Below are 13,506 nucleotides of genomic sequence, written 5' to 3' on the forward strand. Positions count from 1 at the left end.
TCCTGTGCCAAACGTCATCGAGCGATCTCTCCAATCATCAAACTCCGCCCCCAGTTCAAATCAAATTCTTCATTTCGGCATTACCGCCAACTAGACATCCATGCCCCGCCGCATTCTCTATCTCTCCGGCACCCGTGCCGACTTCGGGCTGATGCGCCAGACCTTGCACGCGGCCGCGGCGCATCCGGAGCTGGAGGTGGCGGTGGCGGTCACGGGCATGCATCTGCACACCGACTACGGCCACACGGTGGACGACATCGCGGCCAGCGGGCTGCGCATTGCGGCGCGCATTCCCAGTGATGTGGGCGCGCGCGACGGGGCGGGCATGGCGCGGGCGATCAGCCAAACGCTCGCCGGGTTGGCGCCGGTGCTGCAGGCCGAGCAGCCCGACGCACTGCTGCTGCTGGGCGACCGGGGCGAAATGCTCGCGGGGGCGATTGCCGCGCTGCATCTGGGCGTGCCGTCCATCCACCTGCACGGCGGCGAGCGCTCGGGCACGGTGGACGAACCGGTGCGCCATGCCATCAGCAAGCTGGCGGCGGCACATTTCTGCGCCACGGCGCAGTCGCGCGAGCGCCTCATCGCGATGGGCGAAAACCCGCAGCGCGTGCATGTCGTGGGCGCACCGGGGCTGGATGATCTGTCTGATGCGCGGCAGCTTCCGCGAGAGGCTGCGCTGCGGGCCTTGCAGGCGGCGCTGGAGCGGCAGACTCCCCACCCCAACCCTCCCCACGCGTGGGGAGGGGGTACTGATGTTGCAGTGAGAGGGTTTGCTCCTCCTCCACTTGTGGGGGAGGCCGGGAGGGGCATCCGGAGGGAACGCGAAGCGCTGTTCTCACCTCCCCCACTTGTGGGGGAGGCCGGGAGGGGCATCCGAAGGGAACGCGAAGCGCTGTTCTCACCTCCCCCACTTGTGGGGGAGGCCGGGAGGGGGAGCCTAGCCGAGCGCCCTTACGCCCTTGTCCTTTTCCACCCCGTAGTGCAAGAGGCGGGCGACGCCGCTGCGCAGACCCAGGCGCTGCTTGACGGTCTGCGGGCCGCGGGAGCCGGGTCGGCCTTCAGCGTGGTGTGGCTGGCGCCCAATGCCGACGCGGGTTCGGGCCACATCGAAGCCTTGCTGCGGGCGCAGCAGTGGCCGGGGTTTCACCGCATCACCCATCTGCCGCGCACCGACTATCTGGCCGCGCTGCGCCACGCCGCGGTGCTGGCGGGCAATTCGTCGTCGGGCATCATCGAGGCGGCCAGTCTGGGCACGCGGGTGGTCAACGTCGGCAGCCGCCAGAACCTGCGCGAGCGCAACGCCAACACGGTGGACGTACCGCCGCAGGCCAGCGCCATCGAGGCCGCCGTGCGGCAGGCGCTGGCGCTCGGGCCTTGGCCGCATCCGCAAGACAATGTCTATGGTCACGGCCGGAGTGCCGCGCGCATCGCGCATCTGCTGGCCACCCTGCCGCTGTCTGGCGATCTGCTGCACAAGGTCAATCGTTATTGAAACCCCTATGTCCCCATCCTCCGACAAACCTGTGTTGATCGTGTTTGGCGCCGGCGGCCACGGCCGCGTGGCGGCTGACGCGGCGTTGTTGAGCGGCGCGTTTGCGCGCGTGGTCGCCTCTGACCGCAACCCGGCCACCTGGGGCAGCGAACTGCTGCCCGGCGTGCCGGTGCTCTCCATCGACGACGCCAGCGCCTTGCCCGGCCCGCGCGCAGTGCATGTGGCCATCGGCCACAACGCCATTCGGCGCGACGAGGCGGCGCGGCTGGCGTCCATCGGGCCGCTGGCCACCATCGTGCACCCCAGCGCCAGCGTGGCGGCTTCGGCGCGCGTGCAGCCGGGCTGCCTGATCACAGCGCAGTGCGTCGTCGCGCCCATGGCCGAGCTGGGCATGGGCGTCATCGTCAATCACGGCGCGGTGGTCGATCACGACTGCCGAATTGCCGCCTGGGCGCATGTGGCCCCCGGCGTGAAGCTGGGCGGCGCGGTGCAGGTGGGCGAAGCCGCCCTGGTGGGCGCGGGCAGCACGGTGCTGCGCAATCTGCGCGTGGGCGCGGGCGCTACGCTGGGCGCGGGCGCTGTGCTGCTGCAAGACCTGCCCGACGGCGAGTCCTGGGCCGGTGTGCCGGCCCGCCCCCTTCAAGGAGTTTCGGCATGAATCTCAACGCTTTCAACGCCCTTTGTCTGCCCCCCGGGGCCACCTTGCACGAGGCGCTGGCGCGGCTCGATGCCACGGCGCAGGGCATTCTGCTCGTGACCGACGCGCAGGGGCGTCTGCTGCGCACCGTGACTGACGGCGATCTGCGCCGCGCCGCGCTGGCCGGGGTGAGCAACGAGGCGCCCTTGTCCGCCCTGCCTGCGCGCCCGCCGCACACGGTCGGCCTGCAGGCCAGCCAGCGCGACGTGCTGGCGCTGATGGACGCGCAACGCATCGACCATGTGCCGGTGGTCGACGCAGCCGGGCGCGCGGTCGATCTGGTGACGCGGCGCGAGCTGTCGCAGCGCGTCTATCTGTCGTCGCCACATCTGGGGGAAGACGAAGTGGCGCTGGTGCAGGAGGCCTTCACCAGCAACTGGATCGCGCCGCTCGGCCCCCATGTGGACGCCTTCGAGCGCGAGCTTGCCGCGCGCGTGGGCGTGCAACACGCTGCCGCCACGAGTTCGGGCACGGCGGCGCTGCATCTGGGCCTGCGCCTGCTGGGCGTGGGGCCGGGCGATGTGGTGCTGTGCTCCAGCCTGACCTTCGTGGCCAGCGCCAACCCCATCAAACAGCTCGGCGCCACGCCGGTGTTCATCGACTCAGAGCCCGAGAGCTGGAATATGTCGCCGCAGGCTTTGGCCGCAGCACTGGCAGCGTTGCAGGCAGAAGGCATCACGCCCAAAGCCGCTGTGGTCGTCAACCTCTACGGCCAGAGCGCCGAGATGGACGAGATCGTCCCCTTGCTCGAACGCTATGGCGTGCCCATGCTCGAAGACGCGGCCGAATCGCTCGGCGCGACCTACCGCGACCGCCCCAGCGGCAGCTTCGGCAAGCTGGCGGTGTTTTCGTTCAACGGCAACAAAATCATCACCACCTCGGGCGGTGGCATGCTGGTGAGCAACGACGCCGCGCTGATCGAACACGCCCGCAAGCTCTCCACCCAGGCGCGCGAACCGGCGCGGTATTACGAGCACATTGAAGACGGCTACAACTACCGCCTGAGCAATGTGCTGGCGGGCATCGGTCGCGGTCAGTTGCGGGTGCTTGAGCAGCGGGTGCAGAGCCGCCGCGAGGTGTTTGCGCAGTATCGCGACGCGCTCTCTGGCGTGCCCGGTCTGCGCTGGATGGCCGAGCCCGACGGCCACCAGTCCACCCGCTGGCTGTCGGCCTTCGTGCTGGAGGACGGAGATGGAGAGAGTCCCCAGGCCCGCCGCGACGCGCTGCTCGACTTTCTCGAGCGCCACAACGTCGAAGCCCGGCCGGTGTGGAAACCGATGCATCTGCAGCCGCTTTACGCCGCTTGCCGCTACTTCCCCCACGCACCTGGGCAGGATGTGAGCCGCGCGCTGTTCGAAGGCGGCGTCTGCCTGCCCTCGGGCTCGAACATGAGTGACGCCCAGCGCGCCCGGGTGTGCGAACTGGTGGCGCGCGGCCTGGAGCTGAGCTGGCGGAGCGCCGCATGAGGTTTTCGACCCGAGCGATCTGGCGCCCCGCGGCGGCCGACGCCCTGCTCGTCGCCCTCACCTGGCTGCTCGCCTTCCTGTTTCGGTTCAGCCTGCTGCGCAATGACGCGCCGGTCAACCTAGCGCAGATTCTGTGGATCAGCACGCCGCTGGCCGCCGTGGTGTGGGTGGCGGCGCTGGCGGGGCTGGGCGTTTACCGCACGCCGTGGCGGCACACCAGCGTGCCCGAGTTCAAGCGGCTGGCCTCGGCCATGATCGTGGCGGCGCTGGCGCTGGCGGCCGTGCTGCTGCTCTTGCGCCTGCCCAATTTCCCGCGCTCCATCGTGCTGCTGCATCCGCTGTTCGCGGGCGCCGCGCTGCTTGGCCTGCGGCTGGGCGCGCGCATTCTGGCCGAAGGACGGCTGACCCGCTCGACCGCGCAAGGCAAGCCGCTGCTGGTGCTGGGCACGCTGGACGAGGCCGCGCGCGCGCTGCAAAGCCTGCGATCGAGCAAAGGCTGGCAGGTGGCCGCCCTCATCAGCCCGAATCGCGGCGAAGTGGGCCGCAGCGTGCAGGGCGTGCGGGTGGCCGGCAGTGTGGACGATCTGGCCCGGGTGGCGCAGGCGCAGGGCGCCAGCCACGCGCTGATCGCCAGCGAGCCCGGCAGCCCAGCGCGCCGCGAGCTACTGCTGCAGGCCAGCGATGCGCACCTCGCCCTGCTCACCTTGCCGCGCGCCGACGACTGGCTGCAAAGCGGCAGCAGCGCAGGCGGTGGTCAGGCGCCGCGCCAGGTCGAGCTGGCCGACCTGCTCGGGCGCCCCGCGGTGCAGCTCGACGTGCGCGGCCTCTCCAGTCTGCTCGCCGGTCAGGTGGCATTGGTCACGGGCGCGGGGGGCAGCATCGGCTCGGAGCTGTGCCGCCAAATCGCGCGCTTCGGCGTGCGGCAACTGGTGTGCATCGACTCGTCTGAAATCGCCATCTATGCGCTGGAGCAGGAGTTCAAGGCGCGCTTTCCCGAGCTGGCCGTGCGCTACTACACCGCCAACGTGCGCGAGCCCGAGCGGCTGCTCGACCTGTTCAAGCGGCACCGCCCCGCCGTGGTGCTGCACGCCGCGGCCTACAAGCACGTGCCGCTGATGGAAGACGACAACGCCATCGAGGCGCTGCGCACCAATGTGCTGGGTACGCTGGGCGCGGCACGCGCGGCCACGGCCAGCGGCGCGCAGCGCTTCGTGCTCATCTCCACCGACAAGGCGGTGAACCCGACCAATGTGATGGGCGCGAGCAAACGGCTGGCCGAGCTGGCGCTGCAGGCGCACGCCGCGCAGCACCCCGACACGCATTGCTGCGCGGTGCGCTTCGGCAATGTGCTGGGATCGAGCGGCAGCGTGGTGCCGCGCTTTGCGGCGCAGATCGCCGCCGGCGGGCCAGTCACCGTGACCCACCCGGAGATCGTGCGCTACTTCATGACCATTCCCGAAGCCGCGCAGCTCGTGCTGCAGGCGGGGCTGATGGGGGAAAGCGGCAACATCTTCGTGCTCGATATGGGTGAGCCGGTGAAGATCGTCGATCTGGCACGGCTGATGATCCGGCTCTCCAACAAGACCGAGGAAGAAATTCCCATTCACTTCACCGGCTTGCGCCCCGGCGAGAAGCTATTTGAGGAATTGCTGGCCGACGACGAAACCACTCTGCCCACGCCCCACCCCAAACTGCGGGTCGCCCGTCAGGCCGAGCAGGACGCCATCGATTTGCAGGCCTTGGAGCTATGGATCGCCGCCAGCGGCGCAGACTCACCCGCGCAGATCAAGGCCGCGCTGCACGCGCTGGTGCCGGAGTACACCCCGCAGTAGCCGCACGCTGCGTCGCGAGTATCCCTACAATCGCATTGGTTTTCGCTCGGAGGGTCGCAACGACTCTCCTCATCCGCCGCCTTGCTGCGGCGTGTCGAGCGATGATTCCCCTGCGGTTCTGCAGGTTGGTTTCCCCAGCTGCTTCGCTGCAGTGCCACGCAGGATCGCCTTGATTATGCAGGCCATGCCGTTGCCGCACAACGACAACAAAGGTGTCCCTGATGATGCAAACCTTCCGACAGGACTGGCTGTCCAACATTCGCAACGATCTGCTCTCGGGCGTCGTGGTGGCGCTTGCGCTGATCCCCGAAGCCATTGCCTTTTCCATCATTGCCGGGGTCGACCCCAAGGTGGGGCTGTACGCCGCCTTCAGCATGGCCACGGTCATCGCCTTCGCCGGAGGGCGCCCCGGCATGGTCTCTGCCGCCACCGGCGCCATGGCGCTGGTGATGGTGTCTCTGGTGAAAGAACACGGGCTGCAGTACATGCTGGCCGCCACGCTGCTGACGGGCGTGTTGCAGATGATCATCGGCTGGGCGGGCTTTGACAGGCTCATGCGGTTTGTCTCGCGCTCGGTGATCACGGGATTTGCCAACGCGCTGGCGATTCTCATTTTCCTGGCGCAACTGCCCGAGCTGATCCGCGTGCCCTGGGCCGTCTATCCGCTGGTAGCGGCCGGGCTGGCCATCATCTATCTGTTGCCCAGAATCACCCGCGTGGTGCCTTCGCCGCTGGTGGCCATCGTGGTGCTGACCATCGTGACGGCGGCTTTCGGCATCCATGTGCCCACCGTGGGCGACAAGGGTCAGCTCCCGGACAGCCTGCCCGTGTTTCTCATGCCCGATGTGCCGCTGAATTTCGAGACCCTGCGCATCATCTTTCCGGTGTCGCTGGCCATGGCCGTGGTCGGGCTGCTGGAATCGATGATGACCGCCACGCTGATCGACGACTTCACCGACACCTCCAGCAACAAGCGCCGTGAATGCGTGGGCCAGGGCGTGGCTAATATCGCCACCGGCTTTCTCGGCGGCATGGCGGGTTGCGCCATGATCGGCCAGTCGGTCATCAACGTGAAGTCGGGCGGCCGCGGGCGACTTTCCACGCTGACGGCGGGCGTCGTGCTGCTGGTCATGGTGGTGTTCCTCGGCGATTGGGTGGCGCGCATTCCCATGGCGGCGCTGGTCGCAGTGATGATCATGGTGTCCATCGGCACCTTCAACTGGGGCTCGATCCGCAATCTGCGCGAGCATCCCAAGAGTTCGAGCGTGGTCATGCTGGCCACTGTGGCCGTGGTCGTCGCCACCGACAATCTGGCGCTGGGGGTGCTGACCGGCGTGCTGCTGTCGGGTTTCTTTTTCGCCCACAAGGTCGGCAGCATCCTGCGTGTGAGCTCGCGCGCCGATGCCGAAGGCCGCAGCCGCACTTACACCGTGACCGGGCAGGTGTTTTTCGCCTCGGCAGACGCCTTCATCTCCCGCTTCGACTTCAAGGAGGTGATCGACAAGGTTCACATCGACGTCAGCCGCGCGCATTTCTGGGACATCACGGCCATCAGCGCGCTGGACAAGGTGATCCTCAAATTCCGTCGCGAAGCCACCGAGGTCGAGGTCACGGGGCTCAACGAAGCTAGCGCCACGCTGGTGGACAAGTTCGCGGTCCACGACAAGGACGGCGCCGAAGACCTGTTGATGAGCCATTGAGGAGCCGACCATGCCAGACCACAACAAAGTCACGGCCTGCGTGGATCATTCCCGCTTCGCCGACTACGTCACCGACTACGCCGCCTGGGCGGCGCAACGCATGGGCACGCTGCTCGACCTGCTTCATGTGCTGGATCGCCATCCCGAAACCGCAGCCTCCAGCAGCGACCACAGCGGCGCCATCGGCCTGGGCGCGCAGGACGATCTGCTGCAGGAACTGGCCGAGAGCGAACGCCAGACCCTGCTGAGCGCACGCGAGCGCGGCCGCACACTGCTGGCCCGGCTGCGCCAGCGCGCGCTCGATGCGGGAGCCGCCGAGGTGGACATTCGTCAGCGCCTGGGCGAGCTCACGCAGACGCTGGTCGAGCAGGCCCCCGCCATCGGCCTACTGGTTCTGGGGCGGCGCGGCGCATCGGCAGAACGGTCGGGGCGCGACATCGGCCGTCACGTCGAAGCCATCGTGCGCGCCCTGCACATCCCCATCCTGACCGTGACCGATGCGTTCACGCCGCCGCAGCGCGTGCTCATTGCCTACGACGGCGGCAGCATGACCCGCCGTGCGGTGGAATGGGTCGGAGCGCAACCTTTGCTCGCCGGGCTGGACATCACCGTGTGCATGGCCAGCACCCCTTCAGCGCAAACCGAAAAAGCGCTCGACTGGGCGCGGCAAACCCTGCAATCGCGCGGCATGACGGCGCAGGTGCTGGCCCGGGCGGGCGACCCCGAAAGCGTGATTTCCGCCGTGCTCAAAGAGCAGAACATCGATTTGCTCATCATGGGCGCCTATTCCCATTCACCGGTGCGCAAACTGCTGCTGGGCAGCAAGACCGCCGACCTGCTGCGCGCCTCGACCATACCCACTCTGTTGCTGCGCTGACCCACCACACGCGGGCCTGTGGTGCAATGCACTGCTCCACGTCTAGACCCCGTTGCCCATGTCCACCCCTCCCATCCTGCTGGCTGAACACCTGCGCAAGCGCTACACCGAAGGGCCGCAGGCCGTCGATGTGCTCAAGGACGTGAACCTGCGCCTGGACGGCGGGCAGACTCTGGCCATCATCGGCGCTTCGGGCTCGGGCAAGAGCACGCTCATGCACCTGCTGGGCGGGCTCGACCGGGCCGATGGCGGACGCGTGCAGGTCTGCGGGCGCGACTGGGCGCAGATGAGCCCCAAGGCGCAGGGCACTTGGCGCAATCAGCATGTCGGCTTCGTGTATCAGTTCCATCACCTGCTGATGGAATTTAGCGCGCTTGACAACGTGGCCATGCCGCTGCGCATTCGCCGCACAACGGCTGAAGCTGCGCATGCCGTCGCGACGCAAATGTTGCAGAGCATGGGCCTGGGCGCTCGCCTGCAGCACCGCCCTGGCGAGCTCTCAGGCGGCGAACGCCAGCGCGTGGCCATTGCCCGCGCGCTGGTCACGCAGCCACAGCTCGTGCTTGCCGACGAGCCCACGGGCAATCTCGACAGCGAAGCCTCGGCGGTGGCGCTGAACCTGCTTCTCGACGTGGCGCTGGCGCAGGGCGACGCCGTCATCATCGTCACTCACGACGCCACGGTGGCCGCGCGCTGCCAGCGCCAGCTTCGGCTGGTGAACGGTGCGCTGCAAGAAGCCTGAGAAAGTTCGGGCTCGCACCTGCGGCCGCCCGCACCGATCCACTACGATTGCCGGATTCGTTTTTTCCTCACACCCGCATTCGTCCTGTTTGTCCATGTCCCGTTCCAAAGCCACCTTGTTTGAACTTCGCAGCGGCGCCATCGACGCCGTGCATCTGGTGGTGAAAACGCCCGACTTCGCCGCGCTGGCCGAAGCGCTGCAGCAGCGCTTCGACACCGCACCCGAGTTTTTCTCGGGCGAGGCCGTAGCCATCGATCTGCGCCGCCTGGCCGACGACGCCACCCTGCCGCTGGACGAACTCGCCGCCCTGCTTCGCCGCTTCAAAATGCGCCCCTTCGGCGTGGTGGCGCAAGCCGCGCAACAAACCTGGGCCGGGGCCAGCGATCTGCCCCTACTCGACAGCCGCGACGTCGCCCGAGACCCGCGCAAACCGGCCGAGAGCGCCGAAGCCATCGAAGCCGCCACTGCACCCGCAACGACACCCGCCGCTGCGGTGCCCGGCGCCGAGCCCCAAGCCGCGGCGCAGCCTTCCGTCCCTGCCGCAACACCCGCCCAAGAACCCGCCCCCGCAACGCTGCCCACGGTGCTCATCGACCGCCCGCTGCGCTCGGGTCAGCGCATCTATTCCCCCGGCGACCTCATCGTGCAGGGCGTGGTCAGCAACGGTGCGGAAGTCATGGCCGAAGGGCATGTGCATATCTACGGCGCGCTGCGCGGCCGGGCGCTGGCTGGGGCACGGGGCAACACCGCGGCGCGGATTTTCTGCACCAGCTTCGAGCCGGAGCTGGTCGCCATTGCCGGCATCTACCGCACCGCCGAACAAGACTTTCCCGCCGGAGTGCGCGGCAAGCCGACCACCGTGCGGCTGCAGGGCGAACAATTGCTGATCGAACCGTTGGCACTCAAATAATTCAAGAAGGACAGAACTCATGGCGAAAATCATTGTGGTGACTTCGGGCAAAGGCGGCGTGGGCAAGACCACCACCAGCGCCAGCTTCGCCTCCGGCCTGGCCCTGCGCGGCCACAAAACCGCCGTCATCGACTTCGACGTCGGCCTGCGCAACCTCGACCTGATCATGGGCTGCGAGCGCCGCGTGGTGTACGACCTTATCAACGTCATCCAGGGCGAGGCCAAGCTCACCCAGGCGCTGATCAAGGACAAGCAGTGCGACAACCTGTTCATCCTCCCCGCCTCGCAAACCCGCGACAAAGACGCGCTCACCATGGAAGGCGTGGAAAACGTGCTCAAGGAGCTCGACGACATGGGCTTCACCTACATCGTCTGCGACTCGCCGGCCGGGATTGAGAGCGGGGCGCTCATGGCCATGCACTTCGCCGACGAAGCCCTCATCGTCACCAACCCGGAAGTGTCGTCCGTGCGCGACTCCGACCGTATTCTGGGCATGCTGTCGAGCAAAACCAAGCGCGCCATCGAAGGCGGCGAGCCGATCCGCGAGCATCTGCTCATCACCCGCTACAACCCCAAGCGCGTCAGCGACGGCGAGATGCTCTCGCTCACCGACATCCAGGACATTCTGCGCATCCAGCTCATCGGCGTGATTCCTGAGAGCGAATCGGTGCTGCAGGCTTCCAACCAAGGCACGCCGGCCATTCACCTCACCGGCAGCGACGTGGCCGAGGCCTATCAGGACGTGGTGGCCCGCTTCCTCGGTGAAGACAAGCCGATGCGCTTCACCGATTATCAGAAGCCGGGCCTGTTCAAGCGCCTGTTCGGTGGTTGAGAGAGGGGCGCACCATGTCATTCCTCTCTTTCTTTCTGGGCGAAAAAAAGAAAACCGCCACCGTCGCAAAAGAACGGCTGCAGATCATCCTCGCGCATGAACGTGGCGGCAACGGCGCCCCCGCCGACTGGCTGCCCGCACTGCAGCGCGAACTGGTCGACGTAATCTCGAAATACGTCAAGATCGACAGCAACGACATCCAGGTCAAGCTCGAACGCCAGGACACGCTGGATGTGCTGGAAGTGAAAATCGAAATCCCGCCGCGAGGTTGACGGATAGCGCGGGCCGAACGCAGTACAGGTACAGCCGTCCTGACCAGCGCCTCAACCGCAGCTGCCGATATACCCGCAGTTCTCGCAGCGGTCGCAGCCGTCCACTCGCCGTAGAAACGGCCCGCCGCATTCGGGGCAGATGCGGCCGCCGGGCAGCAGCTCAGGCGATGCGTCGGCCGATTCGAGGTCGATGCGCAGGGCTTCGGGAACGTGGGCGCGCTGCGCCAGCGAGAGCAGCGATTGTTCTCGGCCGGAGGCGTCGAGATAACCGCGGCGGCGCAGCAGTTCCTGCAGGGCGTAGGCGATGGCGGCGACTTCGGACTGGTGGAAACGCGGCGCGCGGCTACCGTCGGACTTGATGACTTCGCCGCAGCGCACCGGGCCTTTGTCCCACACGACTTCGCGCATGTTCTGCAAACTCTTGGCGATGGAGCCGCCCGAACGTGCGACGAGGGAAAGCAGCCGCATATTGGAGGCGATCCATTGCTGACCTTCGTCGCGCTGGCCCGCGGGCATGAAGAACTCGATGGGCCGCTCGATGCGCACCGCCTCGCCGTTCACCCGGCCTTCCACTTCAGCGAAAGAGACGGAGAGATAGACGGTCTTCTGTCCTTCCGAGGTCATGTAGCTGATCTTGCTGGTGACGGCCTGCAAGTCGCCCGAGGGACGGCCTTCGATGCGGCGGGTGAGCGGATCGATGTCGTCGGCAGTCCGGGCAGATGCGGCAGCAGTCGCGGCCGCCGTGGGCGTGGCCTGCAGCACCGCGCCAAGCACAGCGTTTGGGCGATAGGTGGCCAGCCCCTTGAGCCCGGCTTTCCAGGCCTGCAGGTAGAGGTCTTTGAAGTCGTCGTAGGGGTAGTCGGCCGGGACGTTGACGGTTTTGCTGATACTGGTGTCGATGAAGGGCTGCACGACCTGCAGCATTTTCATGTGATCGGTGGCGGACATTTCCAGAGCGGTAACGAAGGCCGGCGGCAGGGCGCTCATGTCTCGGCCCAGGCTGCGGTACAGGCGCCAGGCGTGGTCGGCGACTTCGTACTCGCGGGTGGTGTTGTCGGCCATGCGCTTCTTGCGGGTATAGACCCAGGAGAACGCAGGCTCGATGCCGTTACTGGCGTTGTCGGCAAACGCCAGACTGATAGTGCCGGTAGGCGCCACGGCGAGCAGGTGCGAGTTGCGGATGCCATGCGCGGCGATGTCGGCGCGAAGGGCTTCGGGCAGACGCTTGGCGAAGCCGCTGTCGAGGTATTTTGTCGCGTCGAACAGCGGGAAGGCGCCCTTCTCCTTGGCGAGATCGACCGAGGCGGCATAGGCCGCGTCGCGCAGGGTGCGGGCCATGTCGGCCGCGAAGCGCCGGGCGTCGTCGCTGTCATAGCGCAGGCCGAGCATCACGCAGGCGTCGCCCAGGCCGAGAAAGCCCAGGCCGATGCGGCGCTTGTTTTGCGCCTCGTTGTGCTGCTCGACCAGCGGCCAGTAGGTCACGTCGAGCACGTTGTCGAGCATGCGCACCGCAGTGCGAGTGACGGTCTGAAAGCCCTCGGCATCGAACCGCGCCTGCGGCGTGAACGGATCGCGCACAAAACGGGTGAGGTTGATCGAGCCCAGGCAGCAGCAGCCGTAGTCGGGCAGAAACTCCTCGGCGCAAGGGTTGGTCGCCTCGAAGGTTTCGCAGTAATACAGATTGTTGTCGGCGTTGGCGGTGTCGAGAAACAGAATGCCCGGCTCGGCGTGGTCGTAGGTGGACTGCATGATCTGGTCCCACAGATCGCGGGCCCGCACGCTGCGGTACACCCACTCGCCGTCGGCGCGTTGATGCGCGCCTGCAGCGAGCTGATCGTCGCCCGGCCTGGCCTTGTGCACCAGATCGATCTGCGCGTCGTTTTCGACCGCCTGCATGAACGCGGCGCTCACGCCGACCGACAGATTGAAGTTCTTGAACGCCCCTTGATCCTTGGCATGGATGAAGGCTTCGATGTCGGGGTGGTCGGCTCTCAATACGCCCATCTGCGCGCCCCGGCGGCTGCCAGCGGATTCCACCGTCTCGCACGAGGCGTCGAACACCCGCATGAACGACAGCGGGCCGCTGGCGCGGCTGTGGGTGCCGCCGACATGCGCACCCACCGGGCGGATGCGCGAAAAGTCGTAGCCTACGCCGCCGCCGCGCCGCATGGTCTCAGCCGCCTGCGCCAGCGCCTTGTAGATGCTGGGCTTGCCATCCTTGTCGTCGGACACCGAATCGCCCACGGGCTGGACGAAGCAGTTGATCAGCGTGGCCTGAATGTCGGTGCCCGCCGCCGACATGATGCGTCCAGCGGGCACGAAGCCGTCGGCCAGCGCCTTCCGGAACAGCGCTTCGCTGCGGGCCGGGTCGGCCTCTTCGACCGCCAGGGCGCGGGCGACGCGGGCGTGAATGTCTGCGATGGTGCGCTCATCGCCCTTGGCGTATTTCTCCGCCAGAACGTCGAGACTGATGTCTTGTGCTTGCATGATGGGAGCCTAAAAACGCAAAGGCCGCACGGCGGAATGCCTGCGGCGCGAAAAATCGATGCTGGGAGTCTGTCGGGCTTGAGTCGCATAGAGCGAAAAAAGGGTGTGGGGATGGCCTGCGGCGGCGGATTTGCCGCCCCATAGCCGTAGCTATGGGGCAAAAAGCCGCTGCCGAAGGACGCCGCACAGCCTTTTTGCA

At 67.1% G+C, this 13,506-nt stretch carries 11 protein-coding genes; 10 read left to right on the forward strand and 1 reads right to left on the reverse strand.

The window, feature by feature from the left end:
- The first annotated feature begins 100 nt into the window (after positions 1–100).
- The 10 genes from B3H47_RS13450 (at position 101) to minE (ending at position 10,820) form a co-directional block, all read left to right on the forward strand.
- Positions 101–1,492, forward strand: coding sequence for a UDP-N-acetylglucosamine 2-epimerase (locus tag B3H47_RS13450; RefSeq protein ID WP_286987499.1), 1,392 nt, complete (start codon positions 101–103; stop codon positions 1,490–1,492).
- 7 nt (positions 1,493–1,499) lie between these two features.
- Positions 1,500–2,150, forward strand: a complete 651-nt coding sequence (locus B3H47_RS13455; protein ID WP_286987504.1) for a NeuD/PglB/VioB family sugar acetyltransferase — start codon at positions 1,500–1,502, stop codon at positions 2,148–2,150.
- Positions 2,147–3,655, forward strand: a complete 1,509-nt coding sequence (locus tag B3H47_RS13460) for an aminotransferase class I/II-fold pyridoxal phosphate-dependent enzyme (RefSeq protein ID WP_286987506.1) — start codon at positions 2,147–2,149, stop codon at positions 3,653–3,655. Before B3H47_RS13455 ends, B3H47_RS13460 begins: the two co-directional genes overlap by 4 nt.
- Entirely contained in the window at positions 3,652–5,487 is a 1,836-nt protein-coding gene (locus B3H47_RS13465) for a polysaccharide biosynthesis protein (protein WP_286987510.1), read from the forward strand. The genes B3H47_RS13460 and B3H47_RS13465 overlap by 4 nt, the downstream gene beginning before the upstream one ends.
- A gap of 221 nt (positions 5,488–5,708) precedes the next feature.
- Entirely contained in the window at positions 5,709–7,187 is a 1,479-nt protein-coding gene (locus tag B3H47_RS13470; RefSeq protein WP_286987514.1) for a SulP family inorganic anion transporter, read from the forward strand.
- Positions 7,188–7,197: 10 nt separating this feature from the next.
- Entirely contained in the window at positions 7,198–8,064 is an 867-nt protein-coding gene (locus B3H47_RS13475) for a universal stress protein (RefSeq protein ID WP_286987516.1), read from the forward strand.
- A gap of 58 nt (positions 8,065–8,122) precedes the next feature.
- Complete coding sequence (locus B3H47_RS13480; protein ID WP_286987523.1) at positions 8,123–8,806, forward strand: ABC transporter ATP-binding protein; 684 nt, start codon at positions 8,123–8,125, stop codon at positions 8,804–8,806.
- A 94-nt stretch (positions 8,807–8,900) separates the two neighbouring features.
- A complete protein-coding gene (minC, locus tag B3H47_RS13485) occupies positions 8,901–9,716 on the forward strand; it encodes a septum site-determining protein MinC (RefSeq protein ID WP_276708976.1) in 816 nt (271 codons plus the stop codon).
- Positions 9,717–9,735: 19 nt separating this feature from the next.
- Complete coding sequence (gene minD, locus B3H47_RS13490) at positions 9,736–10,548, forward strand: septum site-determining protein MinD (protein ID WP_013122249.1); 813 nt, start codon at positions 9,736–9,738, stop codon at positions 10,546–10,548.
- A 14-nt stretch (positions 10,549–10,562) separates the two neighbouring features.
- Positions 10,563–10,820: a cell division topological specificity factor MinE gene (minE, locus tag B3H47_RS13495; RefSeq protein ID WP_013104679.1), complete on the forward strand. Its 258-nt coding sequence runs from the start codon at positions 10,563–10,565 to the stop codon at positions 10,818–10,820.
- 51 nt (positions 10,821–10,871) lie between these two features.
- On the opposite strand, the gene B3H47_RS13500 is transcribed toward minE, so the two are convergent.
- Positions 10,872–13,307 (reverse strand): adenosylcobalamin-dependent ribonucleoside-diphosphate reductase, encoded by a 2,436-nt coding sequence (locus B3H47_RS13500; RefSeq protein ID WP_286987526.1) that lies wholly within the window; start codon positions 13,305–13,307, stop codon positions 10,872–10,874.
- Between the last annotated feature and the right edge of the window lie 199 nt (positions 13,308–13,506).

It is taken from the genome of Thiomonas sp. UBA7699 (assembly GCF_002482605.1).
Lineage (GTDB): Bacteria > Pseudomonadota > Gammaproteobacteria > Burkholderiales > Burkholderiaceae_C > Thiomonas > Thiomonas arsenitoxydans.